The 17,653-nt window shown below is 55.5% G+C and carries 16 protein-coding genes, 5 tRNA genes and 3 other RNA genes; 9 read left to right on the forward strand and 15 right to left on the reverse strand.

The annotated features are described in order from the left end of the window. Positions 1 to 20 precede the first annotated feature (20 nt). A complete protein-coding gene (locus AB6T85_RS05335; protein WP_253454853.1) occupies positions 21 to 176 on the reverse strand; it encodes an AcrZ family multidrug efflux pump-associated protein in 156 nt (51 codons plus the stop codon). 144 nt (positions 177 to 320) lie between these two features. On the opposite strand from AB6T85_RS05335, the gene modE reads away from it, so the two are divergent. Both modE and modF read left to right on the forward strand, forming a co-directional pair. Further along, positions 321 to 1,100 (forward strand): molybdenum-dependent transcriptional regulator, encoded by a 780-nt coding sequence (gene modE / locus AB6T85_RS05340; protein WP_253454854.1) that lies wholly within the window; start codon positions 321 to 323, stop codon positions 1,098 to 1,100. 76 nt (positions 1,101 to 1,176) lie between these two features. Beyond that, positions 1,177 to 2,640: a molybdate ABC transporter ATP-binding protein ModF gene (gene modF / locus AB6T85_RS05345; protein ID WP_369894967.1), complete on the forward strand. Its 1,464-nt coding sequence runs from the start codon at positions 1,177 to 1,179 to the stop codon at positions 2,638 to 2,640. Between the two features lie 498 nt (positions 2,641 to 3,138). Here modF and AB6T85_RS05350 read toward each other — a convergent pair whose 3' ends face one another. Continuing rightward, positions 3,139 to 3,822, reverse strand: coding sequence for a hypothetical protein (locus AB6T85_RS05350; RefSeq protein WP_253454856.1), 684 nt, complete (start codon positions 3,820 to 3,822; stop codon positions 3,139 to 3,141). Positions 3,823 to 4,736: 914 nt separating this feature from the next. Here AB6T85_RS05350 and galT point away from each other — a divergent pair. The 4 genes from galT (at position 4,737) to gpmA (ending at position 8,857) form a co-directional block, all read left to right on the forward strand. Next, positions 4,737 to 5,783, forward strand: a complete 1,047-nt coding sequence (gene galT / locus AB6T85_RS05355; RefSeq protein WP_369894969.1) for a galactose-1-phosphate uridylyltransferase — start codon at positions 4,737 to 4,739, stop codon at positions 5,781 to 5,783. 2 nt (positions 5,784 to 5,785) lie between these two features. Further along, positions 5,786 to 6,934, forward strand: a complete 1,149-nt coding sequence (gene galK / locus AB6T85_RS05360) for a galactokinase (RefSeq protein WP_253454858.1) — start codon at positions 5,786 to 5,788, stop codon at positions 6,932 to 6,934. Further along, positions 6,928 to 7,959, forward strand: coding sequence for a galactose-1-epimerase (galM, locus tag AB6T85_RS05365; protein WP_301729827.1), 1,032 nt, complete (start codon positions 6,928 to 6,930; stop codon positions 7,957 to 7,959). Before galK ends, galM begins: the two co-directional genes overlap by 7 nt. A 145-nt stretch (positions 7,960 to 8,104) precedes the next feature. Continuing rightward, on the forward strand, positions 8,105 to 8,857 hold the full coding sequence (gpmA, locus tag AB6T85_RS05370) for a 2,3-diphosphoglycerate-dependent phosphoglycerate mutase (RefSeq protein ID WP_253454860.1): 753 nt from the start codon (positions 8,105 to 8,107) through the stop codon (positions 8,855 to 8,857). A 56-nt stretch (positions 8,858 to 8,913) separates the two neighbouring features. Here the strand turns inward: gpmA and aroG are convergent, their stop codons facing one another. Continuing rightward, positions 8,914 to 9,966, reverse strand: coding sequence for a 3-deoxy-7-phosphoheptulonate synthase AroG (aroG, locus tag AB6T85_RS05375; RefSeq protein WP_253454861.1), 1,053 nt, complete (start codon positions 9,964 to 9,966; stop codon positions 8,914 to 8,916). A gap of 295 nt (positions 9,967 to 10,261) precedes the next feature. Here aroG and AB6T85_RS05380 point away from each other — a divergent pair, with 295 nt between their 5' ends. Both AB6T85_RS05380 and zitB read left to right on the forward strand, forming a co-directional pair. Continuing rightward, positions 10,262 to 10,612 carry a YbgS-like family protein gene (locus tag AB6T85_RS05380; RefSeq protein ID WP_253454862.1) on the forward strand — a complete coding sequence of 117 codons (351 nt, stop codon included), beginning with the start codon at positions 10,262 to 10,264 and terminating at the stop codon, positions 10,610 to 10,612. Between the two features lie 142 nt (positions 10,613 to 10,754). Further along, the gene (gene zitB, locus AB6T85_RS05385; protein WP_301253501.1) at positions 10,755 to 11,684 is read left to right on the forward strand and encodes a CDF family zinc transporter ZitB; all 930 of its coding nucleotides are present in this window, start codon (positions 10,755 to 10,757) and stop codon (positions 11,682 to 11,684) included. On the opposite strand, the gene pnuC is transcribed toward zitB, so the two are convergent. The 3 genes from pnuC to AB6T85_RS05400 form a co-directional block, all read right to left on the reverse strand. Next, the gene (gene pnuC / locus AB6T85_RS05390) at positions 11,685 to 12,392 is read right to left on the reverse strand and encodes a nicotinamide riboside transporter PnuC (RefSeq protein WP_253454864.1); all 708 of its coding nucleotides are present in this window, start codon (positions 12,390 to 12,392) and stop codon (positions 11,685 to 11,687) included. Positions 12,393 to 12,420: 28 nt separating this feature from the next. Further along, positions 12,421 to 13,461 carry a quinolinate synthase NadA gene (nadA, locus tag AB6T85_RS05395; RefSeq protein WP_253461066.1) on the reverse strand — a complete coding sequence of 347 codons (1,041 nt, stop codon included), beginning with the start codon at positions 13,459 to 13,461 and terminating at the stop codon, positions 12,421 to 12,423. Positions 13,462 to 13,596: 135 nt separating this feature from the next. After that, entirely contained in the window at positions 13,597 to 14,094 is a 498-nt protein-coding gene (locus tag AB6T85_RS05400) for a methylated-DNA--[protein]-cysteine S-methyltransferase (RefSeq protein ID WP_253454865.1), read from the reverse strand. Positions 14,095 to 14,261: 167 nt separating this feature from the next. Between AB6T85_RS05400 and AB6T85_RS05405 the strand changes: the two genes are divergently transcribed. After that, the gene (locus tag AB6T85_RS05405; protein ID WP_369894973.1) at positions 14,262 to 15,692 is read left to right on the forward strand and encodes an AlkA N-terminal domain-containing protein; all 1,431 of its coding nucleotides are present in this window, start codon (positions 14,262 to 14,264) and stop codon (positions 15,690 to 15,692) included. Positions 15,693 to 15,701: 9 nt separating this feature from the next. Here the strand turns inward: AB6T85_RS05405 and AB6T85_RS05410 are convergent. From AB6T85_RS05410 to cpoB, 9 genes are all read right to left on the reverse strand, one after another. Further along, positions 15,702 to 15,826: non-coding RNA, RtT sRNA (locus AB6T85_RS05410), on the reverse strand. A gap of 31 nt (positions 15,827 to 15,857) precedes the next feature. Beyond that, positions 15,858 to 15,933 (reverse strand) — tRNA-Lys (locus AB6T85_RS05415). Positions 15,934 to 15,937: 4 nt separating this feature from the next. Further along, a tRNA-Val gene (locus tag AB6T85_RS05420) sits at positions 15,938 to 16,013 on the reverse strand. Between the two features lie 63 nt (positions 16,014 to 16,076). Next, positions 16,077 to 16,200: non-coding RNA, RtT sRNA (locus AB6T85_RS05425), on the reverse strand. A gap of 12 nt (positions 16,201 to 16,212) precedes the next feature. Next, positions 16,213 to 16,288 (reverse strand) — tRNA-Lys (locus AB6T85_RS05430). 82 nt (positions 16,289 to 16,370) lie between these two features. Next, positions 16,371 to 16,446, reverse strand: a tRNA-Lys gene (locus AB6T85_RS05435). A gap of 32 nt (positions 16,447 to 16,478) precedes the next feature. Further along, positions 16,479 to 16,602: non-coding RNA, RtT sRNA (locus AB6T85_RS05440), on the reverse strand. A gap of 13 nt (positions 16,603 to 16,615) precedes the next feature. Next, a tRNA-Lys gene (locus AB6T85_RS05445) sits at positions 16,616 to 16,691 on the reverse strand. A gap of 164 nt (positions 16,692 to 16,855) precedes the next feature. Continuing rightward, a complete protein-coding gene (gene cpoB, locus AB6T85_RS05450; RefSeq protein ID WP_301729830.1) occupies positions 16,856 to 17,644 on the reverse strand; it encodes a cell division protein CpoB in 789 nt (262 codons plus the stop codon). Positions 17,645 to 17,653 lie beyond the last annotated feature (9 nt).

The following is a 17,653-nucleotide window of genomic DNA, read 5'->3' on the forward strand; positions in this document are numbered from 1 at the left end:
CGGGCGTATCGGGCAGGGATCTAGCGGCGTTCTTTCGCAGGCTGCTCGTTGCGATGACCAAACTTTGAAATGACGTTAAAGACTTCGCCAAGGCCATAGATCAGGCCAAGGATTATCGCCATCACCACGGGAACCATGAGGATCGCTTCTGCAAGACCGATGAGTAATTCCAGCATGGTATTTTTCCTCACTGAATAAAAGAAGTTATTGTATCCGTAGCGGATAAAAGTGCACTGACCTTTTGTGCGTTTTACCTGTTTTTACGCCCCGCCTGCGCAACAGTGTACAATTCCGGAAACCCTTTTTTGCCAGGAGCGACCATGCAGGCTGAGCTTTCCCTGATCCTGAAATTACAGCAGCGGCTTTTCGCCGATCCCCGCCGTATCGAACTGCTTAAACAGATCGCCGCGACCGGCTCCATCAGCCAGGGCGCGAAAATGGCCGGGATCAGCTATAAAAGCGCCTGGGATGCAATTAACGAGATGAACACGCTGGCCGACCGCACGCTGGTAGAGCGCGCCACGGGCGGCAAAGGCGGCGGCGGCGCGCAGGTCACCGCCTACGGTGACAGACTGATTCAGCTTTTCGCGCTGCTGGAGCAGATTCAGCAGAAAGCCTTCGATGTATTGCAGGATGACGTGCCGCTGGGCAGCCTGCTGGGCGCCATCGCCCGGTTTTCGCTGCAAACCAGCGCCCGCAACCAGCTTTTCGGCACGCTGGTGCAGCGCGACGCGCAGACGGTGCAGCAGCATGTTGAGATCCTGCTGGCCAACGGCGAGACGCGCATCAAAGCCGCGCTGACTGAACAGAGCGCCAATCGCCTTGAACTCACGCCGGGCAAAGAGGTGCTGGTGCTGATAAAAGCGCCGTGGATAGACGTGACCCAATCCGCGAGCAAGGCCGATAACCAGCTCGACGGCGTACTGAGCGAGTTGATTAAGGGCGAGACCCACAGTGAAGCGCTGATCGCGCTGCCGGGCGGCGAAACGCTGTGCGCTACCTTAACCAACCAGCGCGCGCAGGAGCAAAATCTTCAGCCTGGCGCGGCGGTAACAGCACATTTTAATGCCGATCGCGTGATTATCGCCACGCTGCTCTGAAAACGGCGGCACCATTTGACAGCGCCGCCGCTCAGCGTCGATAGTGAAGGGAATAATGCATAAAATGGAATAAACAATGTCTACGTTGCAAATTTCGCAAGGCACGTTTCATCTTAGCGCGACCCGTAACCTGATGCTGCCGTCGCTGACGATCCGGGCTGGCGAAAGCTGGGCTTTTGTGGGCGCTAACGCCAGCGGCAAATCTTCCCTCGCGCGCGCCCTTGCGGGCGAGCTTGCCGCCGCACGAGGCGAAGTCGTCAACACTTTCCGCCCCACTCGTCTTTCGCTTGAGCAGTTACAAAAGTTGGTTTCCGAGGAATGGCAGCGTAACAACACCGATATGCTCAGCCCGGATGAAGAAGATACCGGCCGCACCGCTGCCGACATTATTCAGCAGGAGGTGCGCGATGAGGCACGCTGTCGTCAGCTGGCGGGAACCTTTGGCATCGCTTCGTTGCTCGATCGTCGTTTTAAATATCTCTCGACCGGGGAAACCCGCAAGACGCTGCTCTGCCAGGCGCTGATGGCCGAGCCGGACCTGCTGATCCTCGACGAGCCTTTTGACGGGCTGGACGTTGCGTCGCGCGCCAATCTGGCCCAGGTTCTGGCGCAGCTCCACCAGCAGGGGCACACGCTGGTGCTGGTGCTGAACCGTTTTGACGATATTCCCGACTTTGTCGAACGGGTTGGCGTGCTGGCCGAATGTGAGCTGACGCATGTAGGCGCACGCGAAGCAATCCTGGCCGAGGCGCTGGTCGCCCAGCTGGCACACAGTGAAAACCTGCAGGGGATGGCGCTACCGGAAGCGGACGACGCATCGGCAAAAACGGCGCTGTCATCGCAGACGCCGCTAGTGGTGCTGCGGGACGGCGTAGTCTCTTATAACGATCGCCCTGTTCTTAACCATCTTGACTGGACGGTGCAGGCGGGCGAGCACTGGCAGATCGTCGGCCCGAACGGCGCGGGAAAATCAACGTTGCTGAGCCTGGTAACGGGCGATCATCCCCAGGGCTACAGCAATGACTTAACGCTGTTTGGCCGCCGTCGCGGCAGCGGCGAAACCATCTGGGATATCAAACAGCATATTGGCTACGTCAGCAGCAGCCTGCATCTGGATTACCGCGTCAGCAGCAGCGTGCGCAACGTGATCCTTTCCGGCTATTTTGACTCTATCGGTATTTATCAGGCCGTTTCCGATCGGCAGCAAAAGCTGGCGGAGCAGTGGCTACAGCTGCTGGGGATGCGTGCCGTGGCGGACGCGCCTTTTCAGAGTCTGTCATGGGGGCAGCAGCGGCTGGTGCTGATAGCCCGCGCGCTGGTCAAGCATCCGGCTCTGCTGATCCTGGACGAGCCGCTACAGGGGCTGGATTCGATCAACCGCCAGCTCGTGCGCCGCTTTGTTGACGTGCTGATTGGCGAAGGCGCCACGCAGCTTCTTTTCGTTTCGCACCATGCTGAAGATGCGCCACAGTGCATCACCCATCGCCTGACGTTCGTGCCGGACGGTGACGGCTATCGCTATCAGCAGGACAGGCTCTGAGGCGAGCTCAGGGCCAGCCGTCAGGCTGGCTCAGGCTGCCTGTTCAAAGAAAGGATAGCGCATCGAAGTAACGGCATGGCGTGATGTACGTGGGCAACTCTTGCATAGTATGTAGGGCCAGTCTGGCTGGCGTGGGCGCGGGATGAATATGTAAATCTGAAGCCTGCTAAAATTTTGCAAAAATCTATATAAGGCTTATCTGATGAAGAAAAACAGACATATCAGTGCCGTCATGATGCCTGTTAAACATTTCCATTTTTTGGATTTTTCAACGTAAAAAAAGACCATGTAAAGTATGAATATAAATGATAGTGCCAGCCCACCAAAAACGTTTCCATTACCCCTGTTATTATTTAATGAACCTTGCGGGATAGTCGAATCCATATCGTAGATAACATCGTATTTATCAACCATAGATAAATAAATCAGCACCATGCAAACCAGATAAAAAAGAATAAATGCAATTCTAAAAAACTTATTCATAAAATCATGACCCTGTTACGAGACCAGTCTGGTAAAATGCTGCCAGTTTTTGACAATAAAATCACCATATCGCGTATCTTTTTTGATGCTTTCCAGACTCGGATTGGTGCCCCGGTTATATCTGGCTCCAATAATTCTCACATCATTCATACTGAGCCGAGAGGGTAACTTGTCATAGTCAGCAAGCTGGCGTAAGTGCATAGCCGCGAGGGTAATGTTATAGGCATCTTTTTCAAGACACCGTGATAGCGAGCGGAGTTCTGATGTACTCATCTTGTCTGCATTAAGGCCCATAGTTTTAGCTGCTGTACGCAGTTGCATGCTGACAAAGCCAAACGAGGTTTTAGCCGGCGGAGAGGTTACAGTAAGATTACGATCGATACAGACTGGGCCGCTCCAGTCTATGAAGCGAACTTCAAAAGCAAAACGATCTATAATATCTGGATCACCGCCTACCTCAATCCAGCAGACACCAGCAAGTAATTCTGGGGGCAGTTTATAGCGAAGAGCAGCCGATCTGATAAGCAAACTCTGTTTTTTGACCCAGGTATCTTTAAAACCTCTGGCATAAGATCTGCCACCGCCGAATCTTTCAGGAAGTATTTTCCAACGGAATACATCAAGGAAAGTCCATGAAGGGGATTTTGTCATCTTCCTGCATTGTTCAAAGTTACGCATATCCATATAAAAAATCTCCATTTATTTCTCTATGCTGCTCAATAAAACTGAGCGTTAATATCAGAAACCCTCGCCTTGTTGAGTACCAAAGAAATTTTAAAACGTGCGTTCCACTATGCTTTACTTATCTGACAAATCAGTCCTTACGCATGTTTTATACGACATATGAGTACCTTCGACCACCCAAAATATACTGTATTTTTATAATGATTGTTTTCTTGTGATTGTAGCCTGAATTAAGAACAGACCGTTTATTTCATCCCCAACACTTAGTGCCTTTAAAAAAAGGCGCACTCCCATAATGGCCAGTAACACAGTCGCTCATATCTGGTTCGTAGATTTCGACATTATTCTACCGAGTAAAGCCATGATTATCTGCCCCTGTACGGCCTGAATAACCGCGTATAGTACCGCTACACTTTTTGGTATATACCAACTGCGCCATGCATGACGTAGACATGGCGTAAGTCCGTTCCTGGAGCCTCGGCACGCGTATCCCTGTGTTCGACGGTCGGGCCTCGTCTATACGTCCTGACAAGCGGCGAACGTTCGCCTGCCTGGATGTTAGCGCTACTCTTTTCGTTCTTTTAGTATGTTGGCACTAATAGTTCGCGCAGCCTTAGTATGTTGGCACTAAACACCAACGATGGTTTTAAGATGCCGGTGTGTCAGAGCGTCATCCGATTAATCTGATATTTACCCGCCATAGATTTCCCCTGCCCTGTCGACAGGCGGCACGCCCTGTGTAACCGCTACCACTTTCAACCGTAGCGGGAAAGGAATTTATGGATTAAACAGCCTTGAAACCTGCCTCTTAGGAATTTTCATCTTGTGTAAACGATTCCATTTATTCACACTCGATCACGCTTTATCGTTTCGCGCTGTGCTATTTTTCTTTCAGGCTTGCAGGCATTACAAAGTAATCAGGACTCAATATGCAGAAATTTAATCCGGTCGATCATCCGCATCGCCGCTATAACCCACTGTCCGATCAGTGGATTCTGGTTTCTCCGCATCGTGCCAAACGCCCCTGGCAGGGCGCACAGGAGACGCCTTCTCAGGAGAAGCTGCCTGCGCACGATCCGGACTGCTTTCTTTGCCCCGGCAACACGCGCGTAACCGGCGATAAAAATCCCGATTACACCAGCACCTATGTGTTTACCAACGACTTTGCCGCGCTGATGACCGATACGCCGGACGCGCCGGAGAGCGACGACCTGCTGATGCGCTGTGAAAGCGCGCGCGGCACCAGCCGGGTGATCTGCTTTTCACCGGATCACAGCAAAACGCTGCCGGAGCTGTCGGTTTCCGCGCTGGAAGACGTGGTTCGCACCTGGCAAGAGCAGACTGCCGATCTGGGTCAGCACTACCCATGGGTACAGGTGTTTGAGAACAAAGGCGCAGCGATGGGCTGCTCCAATCCGCATCCTCACGGCCAGGTGTGGGCCAACAGCTTCCTGCCTAACGAAGCCAAACGCGAGGACGATCTCCAGCGCGCTTATTTTGCGAAAAAGCAGTCGCCGATGCTGGTGGATTACGCCAGTCGCGAGCTGAATGACGGCAGCCGCACGGTGGTGGAAACCGACTACTGGCTGGCCGTGGTGCCCTGGTGGGCCGCCTGGCCGTTCGAGACGCTGCTGCTGCCGAAAGCGCACGTCAAGCGCCTGACCGACTTAACGGACGCGCAGCGGGCCGATCTGGCCGTGGCGCTGAAAAAGCTGACCAGCCGCTATGACAACCTGTTCCAGTGCTCCTTCCCCTACTCTATGGGCTGGCACGGCGCGCCGTTCAACGACGACGCCAACGACCACTGGCAGCTTCACGCGCATTTTTACCCGCCGCTGCTGCGTTCCGCCACGGTGCGCAAGTTTATGGTTGGCTATGAAATGCTGGCCGAAACCCAACGTGATTTAACGGCGGAACAGGCGGCTGAACGGCTGCGTGCCGTCAGCGATATTCATTTCCGCGAGACCGGAGCATAACCATGAGTTTAAAAACCCTGACCCAACAGATTTTCAGCGAAAAATTTGGCTATGCCGCGCCGCAAACTATCCAGGCGCCGGGCCGCGTTAACCTGATTGGCGAGCACACCGACTATAACGATGGTTTTGTGCTGCCCTGCGCTATTGATTATCAGACCGTGATCGCCTGCGCCAAACGCGACGATCGCCAGGTACGCGTCATCGCCGCCGACTATGAAAATCAGGAAGATATTTTTTCGCTGGACGAGGCGATTACTCCGCATGACACGCAGATGTGGTCAAACTACGTGCGCGGCGTGGTCAAGCACCTGCAAAAACGCATTCCTGACTTCAACGGCGTGGATATGGTGATTGCAGGCAACGTGCCGCAGGGCGCGGGCCTCAGCTCTTCTGCCTCGCTGGAAGTGGCGGTCGGCACCGTGTTCCGTCATCTGTATGCGCTGCCGCTGGACGGCGCGCAGATTGCCGTAAACGGCCAGGAAGCGGAAAACCAGTTTGTCGGCTGTAACTGCGGCATCATGGATCAGCTGATCTCGGCGCTGGGCGAGAAAGATCATGCGATGCTGCTCGACTGCCGCACGCTGGGCACGCGTCCGGTGCCGATGCCGGAAGATATCGCAGTAGTGATCATCAACTCTAACTTCCGCCGTAACCTGGTGGGCAGTGAGTACAACACTCGCCGTCAGCAGTGCGAAGCGGGCGCAAAATTCTTTAACAAAAGTTCGCTGCGCGATGTCGATCTGGCGCAGTTTGCAGCGATGGAGCATGAGCTTGACCCGCTGGTCGCCAAACGCGTGCGCCACGTGCTGACCGAAAACGCCCGCACGCTGGAAGCGGCGGATGCGCTGGCGAAGGGCGATCTGGCGCGCATCGCCGTGCTGATGGCGGAATCTCACGCTTCCATGCGCGACGATTTTGAAATCACCGTGCCGCCAATCGATACCCTGGTAACCATTGTGAAAAACAGCCTGGGCGATCGCGGCGGCGTGCGCATGACCGGCGGCGGCTTTGGCGGCTGCGTGGTGGCGCTGATGCCGTTGGATCTGGTCGACAGCGTGAAAGCGGCCGTGGCGGAGCAGTACGAGGCGCAGTCCGGCATTAAAGAAACTTTCTACGTCTGCAAAGCCTCTGAAGGAGCGGGCCCATGCTGAGTCACTCGCATGCGCCAGACGGCCAGCCGTGGCGCATCACAACGCTGCGCAACGCGGGCGGCATGGTAGCGACCTTTATGGACTGGGGCGCCACCTGGCTTTCCGCGCGCGTGCCGATGAAAGACGGCAGCGTGCGCGAAGCGCTGCTGGGCTGTGCCACGCCGGCCGACTACCTTAATCAGACCGCCTATCTGGGCGCAACGGTTGGCCGCTACGCCAACCGTATCGCTAACGCCGCTATCAGTGCAGGCGAGCAGCGCTGGCAGCTGGCGGCCAATCAGGGGAAACATCAGCTGCACGGCGGGCCACAGGGCTTTCACGCCCGTCGCTGGCACATCGTCAGCCAGACCGGCCAGGAAGTCGAATATCAGCTGGATTCCCCTGACGGCGATCAGGGCTATCCCGGCCATCTCCAGGTTACCCTGCGCTATCGGCTGGAAGAGGACAATACGCTCACGATCCGCTATCACGCCACGGTGGACCAGGCCTGTCCGGTTAATCTGACCAACCACGCCTATTTCAATCTGGATGCGCAGCACGGCGACGCGCGCCATCATCGCCTGCGCCTGCGTGCCGACCATTATTTGCCGGTCGACAGCGAAGGCATTCCCAACCGCCTGCTGACCGACGTCACCGATACCGGCTTTGATTTCAGAGAGATCAAAACGGTGGCGCAGGACTTCCTGCTGGATGACGATCAGCGCGCGGTCAAAGGCTACGATCACGCGTTTCTGCTGAACGGCGGCGACGATACGCAGCCGGACGCGGAGCTGTGGTCGGCCGACGGCAGGCTGAAGCTCAGCGTGTTTACCACCGCGCCTGCGCTACAGTTCTATTCGGGAAATTATCTGGAAGGCACTCCGGCTCGCGAGCAGGACGTCTATACTGCCTTTCAGGGCATTGCGCTGGAGAGCGAGTTTTTACCCGACTCGCCTAATCATCCGGAATGGCCGCAGCCCGACTGCTGGCTGCAGCCAGGTGAATCGTATCAGTCAGAAACGCGTTATCGCCTGACGCCGCTTTGATTAAGCGCATGAAAAACGTGCATCGCGCCTGCGGCAGGCTTACGTGGCGCGCAGATTTCCGCTATGGTAATGACCAGTTAAAATTGCGTCGGCAATTTTCGCTTTCCGTTATCTTAGAAACGTCAGATTATTAAGGAGTTAAGCTATGGCTGTAACTAAGCTGGTTCTGGTACGTCACGGCGAAAGCCAGTGGAACAACGAAAACCGCTTTACCGGATGGTACGATGTCGATCTGTCCGATAAAGGGCGTACCGAAGCGAAAGCGGCGGGTCAGCTGCTGAAAAAAGAAGGCTTTACCTTCGATTTCGCTTATACCTCCGTGCTGAAACGTGCCATCCACACGCTGTGGAACATTCTTGACGAAGTGGATCAGGCCTGGCTGCCGGTTGAAAAATCCTGGCGTCTGAACGAGCGTCACTACGGTGCGCTGCAGGGTCTGGATAAAGCGGAAACCGCGCAGAAATATGGCGACGAGCAGGTTAAACAGTGGCGTCGCGGCTTTGCCGTCACGCCGCCGGAGCTGGATCGCGCTGACGAACGTTTCCCTGGCCACGACCCGCGCTACGCCGCGCTGACTGCCGAGCAGCTGCCGACTACCGAAAGCCTGGCGCTGACCATCGATCGCGTGCTGCCTTACTGGAACGAGTCTATTCTGCCGCGCATGAAGAAAGGCGAGAAAGTGATCATTGCTGCACACGGCAACTCGCTGCGCGCGCTGGTGAAATACCTGGACGACATGAGCGAAGAAGAGATCCTTGAGCTGAACATCCCAACCGGCGTGCCGCTGGTGTATGAGTTCGACGAAAACTTCAAGCCAATCAAGCACTACTATCTGGGCGATGCGGACGAGATCGCGGCTAAAGCCGCCGCCGTAGCGAATCAGGGTAAAGCGAAGTAAGAGCCAATAAAAAAATCCGCCGAAAGGCGGATTTTTTTATGTCGCGTACGGGAAACTTATCCGCGACGCGCTTTCACCGCCTCTGCCAGCTGGCGCAGCACGGTTTCAGTATCTTCCCAGCCGATGCAGCCATCGGTCACGCTCTTGCCGTAGACCAGCGGCTCGCCGCTTTCCAGGCTCTGATTGCCTTCAACCAGATGGCTCTCGATCATTACGCCAATAATCGCTTTTTCGCCGCCCGCAATCTGCTGCGCCACGTCGTCCGCCACGGTCAGCTGCTTTTTAAACTGCTTGCTGCTGTTGGCATGGCTGAAGTCGATCATAATTTGCGGCTCCAGGCCCGCTTTCGCCAGGCCTGTCTTCACTTCTTCCACATGCTGCGCGCTGTAGTTCGGCTCTTTGCCGCCGCGCAGAATGATATGGCAGTCGCCGTTGCCGCTGGTTTCCACAATGGCGGAGTGTCCATATTTGGTCACCGACAGGAAGCAGTGCGGCGCGCTGGCGGCATTGATCGCATCAATAGCCACTTTAATGGTGCCGTCGGTGCCGTTTTTGAAGCCGACCGGACAGGAAAGCCCGGAGGAAAGCTCGCGGTGCACCTGAGATTCGGTAGTGCGCGCGCCAATCGCGCCCCAGCTCATCAGATCGGCCACGTACTGCGGCGTGATCATATCCAGAAATTCGCCCGCCGCCGGCAGGCCGGTATCGTTGATGTCCACCAGCAGCTTGCGCGCAATGCGCAGACCGTCGTTGATCTGATAGCTGTTATCCATATGCGGATCGTTGATCAGCCCTTTCCAGCCAACCGTGGTGCGCGGTTTTTCAAAGTAAACGCGCATGACCACTTCCAGCGAGTCGCTCAGCTCTGCGCGCAGCTTCAGCAGACGGGCAGCATACTCCTTTGCGGCCTCGGTATCGTGAATTGAGCAAGGGCCGATCACCACCAGCAGGCGATCGTCATTTTTTTGCAGGATACGGTGAATGGCCTGGCGGGTATCAGCGACAGTTTTAACCGCCGTCTCCGTGGCAGGAAATTTTTCAAGCAGCGCAACGGGAGGTAAAAGTTCTTTTATTTCTTTAATTCTTAAGTCATCATTCTGATAATTCATAATATTTCCAGATAGTTACTGAGCCGTACTGCACACCAGGCGCATCCAGACCAATTTATCGCGTGAACCCCAGCCTGTAAATCGACTTTGCACAAATTATTATCAGTAGGAGTTGCCGTTTTCGCGCTTTTTACTACACTTTAACTTGTTAATACTTAAAAAAAACGCACAGGGATCGCCTGCTTTATCGCCGCGTATCGCTTGCGTAAGGAGAGGTTGCCTCTTCCACTTTATGCAAACCGCTTTTTTAGCAGGGTTTGGTTCGCCAAGACGCAAAAAAAATTAACGGAGTAAGATGATGAAAAAGTTTGCAATCGTTTTCCTGACAGCAGCAATGACTCTGGGTAGCGCTTCCGCCATGGCGGCGGGCAGCAACAACGGTACCGCTAACCAGGCGGCAGACGCCGGGGCCGCAGCGGGCAGCGCAAAACAGAATATTGCGCCGAACAACGTTGATAACAGTCATATCAATAATACCGGCGACGCCACTGCCGATACCACGCACAAAACGACCCATCACGCTAAAAAGAAAATGACCGCGGATGAGATCGATAAAAATACCCAGTGCAAAGACGGTAAATGTCCTGACATTAACCAGAAAGTAGGCCCGGGCACTGACAGAAAAACCGACGGCACCTCGCAGTAAGTTAGCCGCGGATGACAAAAGGAGAGCTGAGGCTCTCCTTTTTTTATTGGCCGTCCCAGCGCATTCACAATAAAAAAGCCCGTCACGGGCATGCTCCATTCCTTGTTATGATAAAGCAGGTTTATTGAAAAGATGGATACTTATGGCGCATTCGCATTCTCATAGCGGCGGAAACCGCAATCGTTTACTGGCCGCCTTTCTGGTCACGGCTGTTTTTATGGTCGCGGAAGTTGTTGGCGGCCTGCTTTCCGGCTCGCTGGCGCTGCTGGCCGATGCCGGACACATGCTCACGGACGCCGCCGCGCTGCTGATGGCGCTGCTGGCCGTGCAGTTCGCCAGCCGCAAGCCAAACGCACGCCACACTTTCGGTCTGCTGCGGCTGACTACGCTGGCCGCGTTTATCAATGCTATCGCTTTGATCGTGATTACCGCGCTGATCGTCTGGGAAGCCGTCCAGCGCTTTATGCATCCCGAACCCGTGGCCGGTGGCTTTATGCTGGGCATTGCCGTAGCGGGCCTGCTGGCGAACCTGCTCTCTTTCTGGCTACTGCATCACGGTAGTGAAGAGAAGAACATTAACGTTCGCGCCGCCGCGCTGCACGTGCTGGGCGATCTGCTGGGTTCCGTCGGCGCCATTGCTGCCGCGCTGATTATTATGTTTACCGGCTGGACGCCCATCGACCCGATCCTGTCGCTGCTGGTGGCGGTGCTGGTGCTGCGCAGCGCCTGGGCGCTGCTGAAAGAGAGTTTTCATGAACTGCTGGAAGGGACGCCGCCGCAGCTGGACGTGGAGAAGCTGAAGCGGGCGTTAACGCGTGATATTCCTGAGGTACGCAACGTGCACCACGTTCACCTGTGGCTGGTGGGCGAAAAGCCGGTGATCACGCTGCATACGCAGGTGATCCCGCCTTACGATCACGACGCCCTGCTGCACCGTATTCATGACTACCTGCACGAGCACTATCAGATCGAGCACGCCACGGTGCAGATGGAATACCAGAGCTGTGACGATGGCGACTGCGAGCTGTCATGGGGAAAAAGCGGGCACGACCATGCCCACCATCATCACTGATTAAGCCAGCGCCTGCCTGCGGGCGCTTTTAATCCAGAGCCACGAGCCGTTCAGCGCAATTAACGTCAGAATGGCATATTCCAGCGACATTGCATAAACCCCCTGACGAGCGAAGATCATCACGCTAATCACATCAATCACCACCCACAGCAGCCAGTTTTCGACATATTTCCGCGTCATTAAAATCATCGCCACCACCGACAGCACCAGCAGACAGGAATCCCAGAACGGGAAAGCGTCCGGCTGAAGCTGCGGCATCGCCACCGCCAGTCCCAGCGTCTGCATCAGCTTAACGGCGACTTCCGTCAGCCAGCCAAAAACCGGGTTGATATACAGGGTCATCAGGGCAATCGCCACCACGCTGAACAGCGCCCAGCCAAGGGCTTTTGGCAGGCCCAGCCAGCGAATTTGCAGCGCCTGCTGGTTGTCGGTGGTCTGCCGCGTCCATGCATACCAGCCGTAAACGTTAGCGCCGAAGAAAAAGAGCTGCAGCAGCAGGCTGGCATAAAGCTGGATCTGGAAAAAGATCGCCGCGAAGAGCGTGACGTTGATCAAACCAAAAACGTAGTTGATGTTTTTTTCAAGGCTGGCGAGCCAGATACAGAGCAAACCCGCCAGCGTGCCGATCGCTTCAATCCAGGAGAGGTCGTAGCCGCCCGCCCCTACAGGGATGTGAACCAGAATATTTTGCGTGCTGAAAAAATCCATATTGGCACCTTGTAGCTGAAAACGGGCGTTATTTTAATGATGCAGCAAAGGTTAGCATACGATCCAGCGGCCGTAACGCGCCTTCGCGCAGCGCCGCATCAACGTTAATTTCATGTTCGCTGCCGCCGTGCTCCAGCCCTTCTGCAATAGCCTGTAGCCCGTTCATCGCCATCCACGGACAGTGCGCGCAGGTGCGGCAGGTTGCGCCCTCGCCCGCCGTTGGCGCTTCCAGCAGCTCTTTGTCCGGGCAGGCCTGCTGCATTTTGTAAAAGATACCGCGATCGGTTGCCACAATCATTTGCCGCTGCGGCAGCGTTTTCGCCGCCTGAATCAGCTGGCTGGTTGAGCCTACTGCATCGGCCAGCTCGACAATGGCCTGCGGCGACTCAGGGTGCACCAGTACCGCCGCATCGGGATAGAGCGCTTTCATCCGCGCCAGCGCCTGGGTTTTGAATTCGTCATGGACGATACAGGCCCCTTGCCAGCACAGAATATCCGCGCCGGTCTGGCGGGTAACGTAGCGGCCAAGATGGCGATCCGGCGCCCAAATAATTTTTTCCCCCAGACCGTCAAGGTGTTCAATCAGTTCAACGGCGATGCTGGAGGTCACTACCCAGTCCGCGCGCGCTTTTACCGCTGCGGAAGTGTTGGCATACACGACAACGGTACGATCGGGATGCGCATCGCAAAACCGGGTGAATTCGTCAATCGGACAGCCCAAATCCAGCGAGCATTCCGCCTGAAGCGTCGGCATCAGAATGGTTTTTTCCGGGCTGAGTATTTTTGCGGTTTCGCCCATAAAACGTACGCCCGCCACCAGCAGCGTGGAGGCAGGATGCTGGCTGCCAAAGCGCGCCATCTCCAGCGAATCCGCCACGCAGCCGCCGGTCTCTTCCGCCAGCGCCTGGATTTCCGGATCGGTATAGTAATGCGCGACCATCACTGCATCGCGTTCTTTCAGCAGCCTTTTGATTTTGCTGCGATAAAATTGCTTTTCATCAGGCGTTAAGCGGGCAGGCTTAGGCGGAAAAGGATAGACAGCGGTTTCGGGATCGAACATCAGGCTCATCACACGGCTCTCGTTTTGTGCACTTAACCAGAGTGGCGGCCATAACGTTCGTTACGCGCTTATCCGCCCGGCTTGTTTTATATGCTAAACAAGATAGCCGAAACTTTCACCGCTGTCGCGGATTATTTGCTGCCCTTAACGAAGCTGGAAGTTATCCGTCGCCTCCAGCTTCAGTAAATAAGCCTTAACCTCAAGCCCACCGGCAAAACCGGTCAGCTTGCCGTTGGCGCCGATCACCCGATGGCAGGGCGCAATAATCGATACGGGATTTTTGCCGTTAGCCGCGCCTACCGCGCGTACTGCGGCTGGATGCCCAATCTCGCAGGCAATCTCCCGATAGCTGCGGGTTTCGCCAAAGGGGATCGCCACCAGCGCGGCCCAGACTTTTTTCTGAAATTCCGTGCCGACAAAATCAAGCGGCAGCGCGAACTGCCTGCGTTTGCCAGCAAAATATTCCGAAAGCTGGCGCGCCGTTTCCAGCAAAATCGGATGCGATCCTTCCCGCAACAGCTCGGGAAGTCGGTAACGCCTGGGATCTTCGTTTTCCCACAGTACGGCTGCAAGCCCTTTATCGCTGGCAATCAGTTTTAACGTGCCGACCGGCGACGGCATAAGCGTGTAAAAATGACTCATCTTATTTCCTCCTCCTCCGTGCTACGGACAGTAATTATCCGCGTAACGGCCCGAGTTGCCAGCCGTTTTCGGTCATCGATCTGAAATAGTTAGCTGTCCGAAAATGGCTGGCACGGCATCGAAAAGCGGCCTACTCTGCCAGACAGGTTGCCTGACGGGAAAAGATGATGATTGATGCAAAAATCGCGTACCTTGCGCTTACCTCGCGCGACAGCCGTTTCGATGGCGTGTTCTATGTAGGCGTGATCTCGACGGGGATTTACTGTCGCCCGGTCTGTCCCGTAAAGGCGCCGCTGGCGAAAAATTGTCTGTTCTTTGACAGCGCTGCCGCCGCCGAAAAAGCGCATTTCCGCCCTTGCCTGCGCTGTCGGCCTGAACTGGCACCCGGCAATGCGCCTATTGATAACGGCAGACGTATTGCGGACAGCCTTATCCAGCATATTGCCGAGGGCGTGCTGGAAGAAGACGCCAGTCTGGAAACGCTGGCGGCCCGTTATTCTGTCAGCCTGCGGCAGCTGCGGCGCATTGTGCATAAAGAACTGGGCGTATCGCCGCTGGAGCTAAAGCAGACTCGCCGGCTGCTGCTGGCAAAACAGCTGCTGACTGAAACCGCGCTGCCGGTGACGGAAATTGCGCTGGCCAGCGGTTTTGCCAGCCTGCGCCGCTTCAACGATGCCTTTAGCAAGCGCTACCGGATGCCGCCCGGCCGCCTGCGCAAACAGATACCTGCGGATAGCGATACCTCGACGCTGTTACTGCATTACCGCCCCCCTTTTGACTGGGTGGCCCTGCTGGATTTTCTTCGCCTGCGCGCGCTAAAAGGCGTGGAAGCGGTCGATGACGTCAGCTATGCCCGTACGGTGCGTCTGGGCGCGCATCGGGGCTGGATCCGCGTCATCCACACAGGAAACTCGCTTCAGGTAACCTTTACGCATTCACTCGTGCCGGTTTTGTCTGCTTTGCTTTTGCGGCTGCGAAATTTATTCGATTTGGATGCGCATCCGCAGATCGTTGCGGAGCATCTTGGTCAGGATCCTTTATTGAGCGAAAGCCTGCTGAAAAACCCCGGCCTGCGCGTGCCTGGCGCTTTCGATAGCTTTGAAATGATGGTGCGGGCCGTACTGGGCCAGCAGATTACGGTAAAGGCAGCCACAACGCTTGGCGGGCGCTTTGCTGACGCTTTTGGCGAGGTTATTACCACGCCTGTTCCCGGTCTGACGCATCTGTCGCCTGAGGCGTCTACAGTTGCGTGCAGCACGCCTGAAGCAATAGCCAGCCTTGGCATCGTACGTACGCGAGCCAGAACGCTGCTGGCGCTGGCAGATGCCTGCGCGCAGGGCATGCCAGAAACAGCCGCGCAGCCGGAGCTGATGATAGCCAGGCTGACCGCCTTGCCGGGCATCGGCGAGTGGACGGCACATTACATAGCTATGCGCGCCTTACGCTGGCCCGATGCGTTTCCGGCGGCGGATATCGTGGTGCGAAAAAATTTGGGTAGCGTGACGGCAAAAGAAGCGGAACGGCTGGCAGAAGCCTGGCGGCCGTGGCGCAGCTACGCGGTGATGCATATCTGGAAAAACCTGACGCCGCTGAAGTAGCACGGCAGTCAGAGGAGGATGCAGGTTAACCCGGCTAAAGCCTCGCCCTTCGGGTCGTTGCCTGCGGCAACGCTGTCTCCCTTTGGTCGACTCGACCTGCGGCAGGTTCGAACCCCGCCCGAATTACAAACGGCAAAAAGGCGCCTTTAGGGCGCCTTTCTACATTGGTGGGTCGTGCAGGATTCGAACCTGCGACCAATTGATTAAAAGTCAACTGCTCTACCAACTGAGCTAACGACCCGAAGTGGTGGGTGATGACGGGCTCGAACCGCCGACCCCCTCCGTGTAAAGGAGATGCTCTACCAACTGAGCTAATCACCCACTTCGGTACTTCTTTTCGTGAAAGATAATCCTTCACGTTTTACATCAGATACCACTTAAAAGTGGTGGGTCGTGCAGGATGACTCGGCGTCCCTCGGCCTGACGGCCCGTTGCTTATGGCAACGTTGTTTCGCTTTGCTCAACCGAACCTGCTGCAGGTTCACATCCTTCACGTTTTACAGCGGTTACCATTTAGTAATGGTGGGTCGTGCAGGATTCGAACCTGCGACCAATTGATTAAAAGTCAACTGCTCTACCAACTGAGCTAACGACCCGCTGTGTACTGCCTGCCGCTTAATGCCTGAAGACCGGAAGGTTCAAATCCTTCACGTCTTGCATCAGATACCATTTTAAAAGTGGTGGGTCGTGCAGGATTCGAACCTGCGACCAATTGATTAAAAGTCAACTGCTCTACCAACTGAGCTAACGACCCGCATCATGCGGTACTGCTTACTACTTAATTAGTGGTGGGTCGTGCAGGATGACTCGGCGTCCCTCGGCCTGTCGGCCCGTTGCTTAACGCAACGTTGTTTCGCTTCGCTTAACCGAACCTGCTGCAGGTTCAAATCCTTCACGCTTACCTTTTGTCACTACTTAATTAGTGGTGGGTCGTGCAGGATTCGAACCTGCGACCAATTGATTAAAAGTCAACTGCTCTACCAACTGAGCTAACGACCCACTTTTACGCTGTCAGAACGTTTTAACATATGTCCCGGCAACGGCGGCATATATTACTGATTTACCGTTTCAGCGCAACCACTATTTTCAGATAACTTGTTCAACTGCCTGAGTTTCACCCGACCGGGCCATAAATTAGGCTAAACCCGTTCGTAAGCGGTTAATTACAGCGCAGCCGCACGTTTTTGCGCTTGTTTCGCCACGTCGGTGTTTGGATACTGTTTGATCACCTGCTGGTAGACGGCTTTCGCTTTCGCGCTGTCGCCCTTCTCCTGCATGATCACACCCACTTTATACAGCGCATCCGCGCTTTTCGGCGATTTAGGGTAATTTTTCACTACGGTGGCGAAATAGTAGGCCGCGTCGTCTTTTTTACCCTTGTTGTAATTCAGCTGTCCCAGCCAGTAGTTAGCATTCGGCTGGTAGGTTGAATCCGGATACTTCTTGATAAAAGCCTGGAACGCAGCGATAGCCTGCTCGTTCTGCTTTTTCTCCAATACCAGCGCCACAGCCGCGTTGTAGTCGCTGTTGGCGTCGCCACCCTGCGTCGGCGCAGCAGAAGCGCTGTCGCTGGCTGTAGCGCCTTCTGCGGCCGCTGCCGGAGCCGTAGCGCCTGAAGCCGCCTGAGGCTGCGCAGACGCGCCGCTGCTCAGCGTATCTATCTGCTGATAGAGATTCTTCTGGCGTTCGGTGATCTGGTTAAGCTGATACTGGTTTTCCTGAATCTGACCACGCAGCGAATCAATGTCACGCTGGTTGTCGGCAAGCTGCTGCTGAAATTGCTGAAGAAGCTGTGCCTGCGCGTTAGAGATACGCTCAAGCGAGGTGACGCGGTCTTCGACCGAGCCTGAACCTACGTTACTGATTGACGCCTGGGCATTAGCGGCCCAGGGGGCCGCTACGCCAACCAGTAACGACAGACCCAGCAAGTGAAGTCTGAAGTTACTAATCATATGATTCTC

The sequence above is a fragment of the Erwinia aeris genome (assembly GCF_041224955.1).
Lineage (GTDB): Bacteria > Pseudomonadota > Gammaproteobacteria > Enterobacterales > Enterobacteriaceae > Erwinia > Erwinia aeris.

Bases quoted from the DNA above. Each gene is read 5' to 3' on its own strand.
- AB6T85_RS05335 (WP_253454853.1), bottom strand. From the start codon at position 176: ATGCTGGAATTACTCATCGGTCTTGCAGAAGCGATCCTCATGGTTCCC.
- modE (WP_253454854.1), top strand. From the start codon at position 321: ATGCAGGCTGAGCTTTCCCTGATCCTGAAATTACAGCAGCGGCTTTTC.
- modF (WP_369894967.1), top strand. From the start codon at position 1,177: ATGTCTACGTTGCAAATTTCGCAAGGCACGTTTCATCTTAGCGCGACC.
- AB6T85_RS05350 (WP_253454856.1), bottom strand. From the start codon at position 3,822: ATGGAGATTTTTTATATGGATATGCGTAACTTTGAACAATGCAGGAAG.
- galT (WP_369894969.1), top strand. From the start codon at position 4,737: ATGCAGAAATTTAATCCGGTCGATCATCCGCATCGCCGCTATAACCCA.
- galK (WP_253454858.1), top strand. From the start codon at position 5,786: ATGAGTTTAAAAACCCTGACCCAACAGATTTTCAGCGAAAAATTTGGC.
- galM (WP_301729827.1), top strand. From the start codon at position 6,928: ATGCTGAGTCACTCGCATGCGCCAGACGGCCAGCCGTGGCGCATCACA.
- gpmA (WP_253454860.1), top strand. From the start codon at position 8,105: ATGGCTGTAACTAAGCTGGTTCTGGTACGTCACGGCGAAAGCCAGTGG.
- aroG (WP_253454861.1), bottom strand. From the start codon at position 9,966: ATGAATTATCAGAATGATGACTTAAGAATTAAAGAAATAAAAGAACTT.
- AB6T85_RS05380 (WP_253454862.1), top strand. From the start codon at position 10,262: ATGATGAAAAAGTTTGCAATCGTTTTCCTGACAGCAGCAATGACTCTG.
- zitB (WP_301253501.1), top strand. From the start codon at position 10,755: ATGGCGCATTCGCATTCTCATAGCGGCGGAAACCGCAATCGTTTACTG.
- pnuC (WP_253454864.1), bottom strand. From the start codon at position 12,392: ATGGATTTTTTCAGCACGCAAAATATTCTGGTTCACATCCCTGTAGGG.
- nadA (WP_253461066.1), bottom strand. From the start codon at position 13,461: ATGAGCCTGATGTTCGATCCCGAAACCGCTGTCTATCCTTTTCCGCCT.
- AB6T85_RS05400 (WP_253454865.1), bottom strand. From the start codon at position 14,094: ATGAGTCATTTTTACACGCTTATGCCGTCGCCGGTCGGCACGTTAAAA.
- AB6T85_RS05405 (WP_369894973.1), top strand. From the start codon at position 14,262: ATGATTGATGCAAAAATCGCGTACCTTGCGCTTACCTCGCGCGACAGC.
- cpoB (WP_301729830.1), bottom strand. From the start codon at position 17,644: ATGATTAGTAACTTCAGACTTCACTTGCTGGGTCTGTCGTTACTGGTT.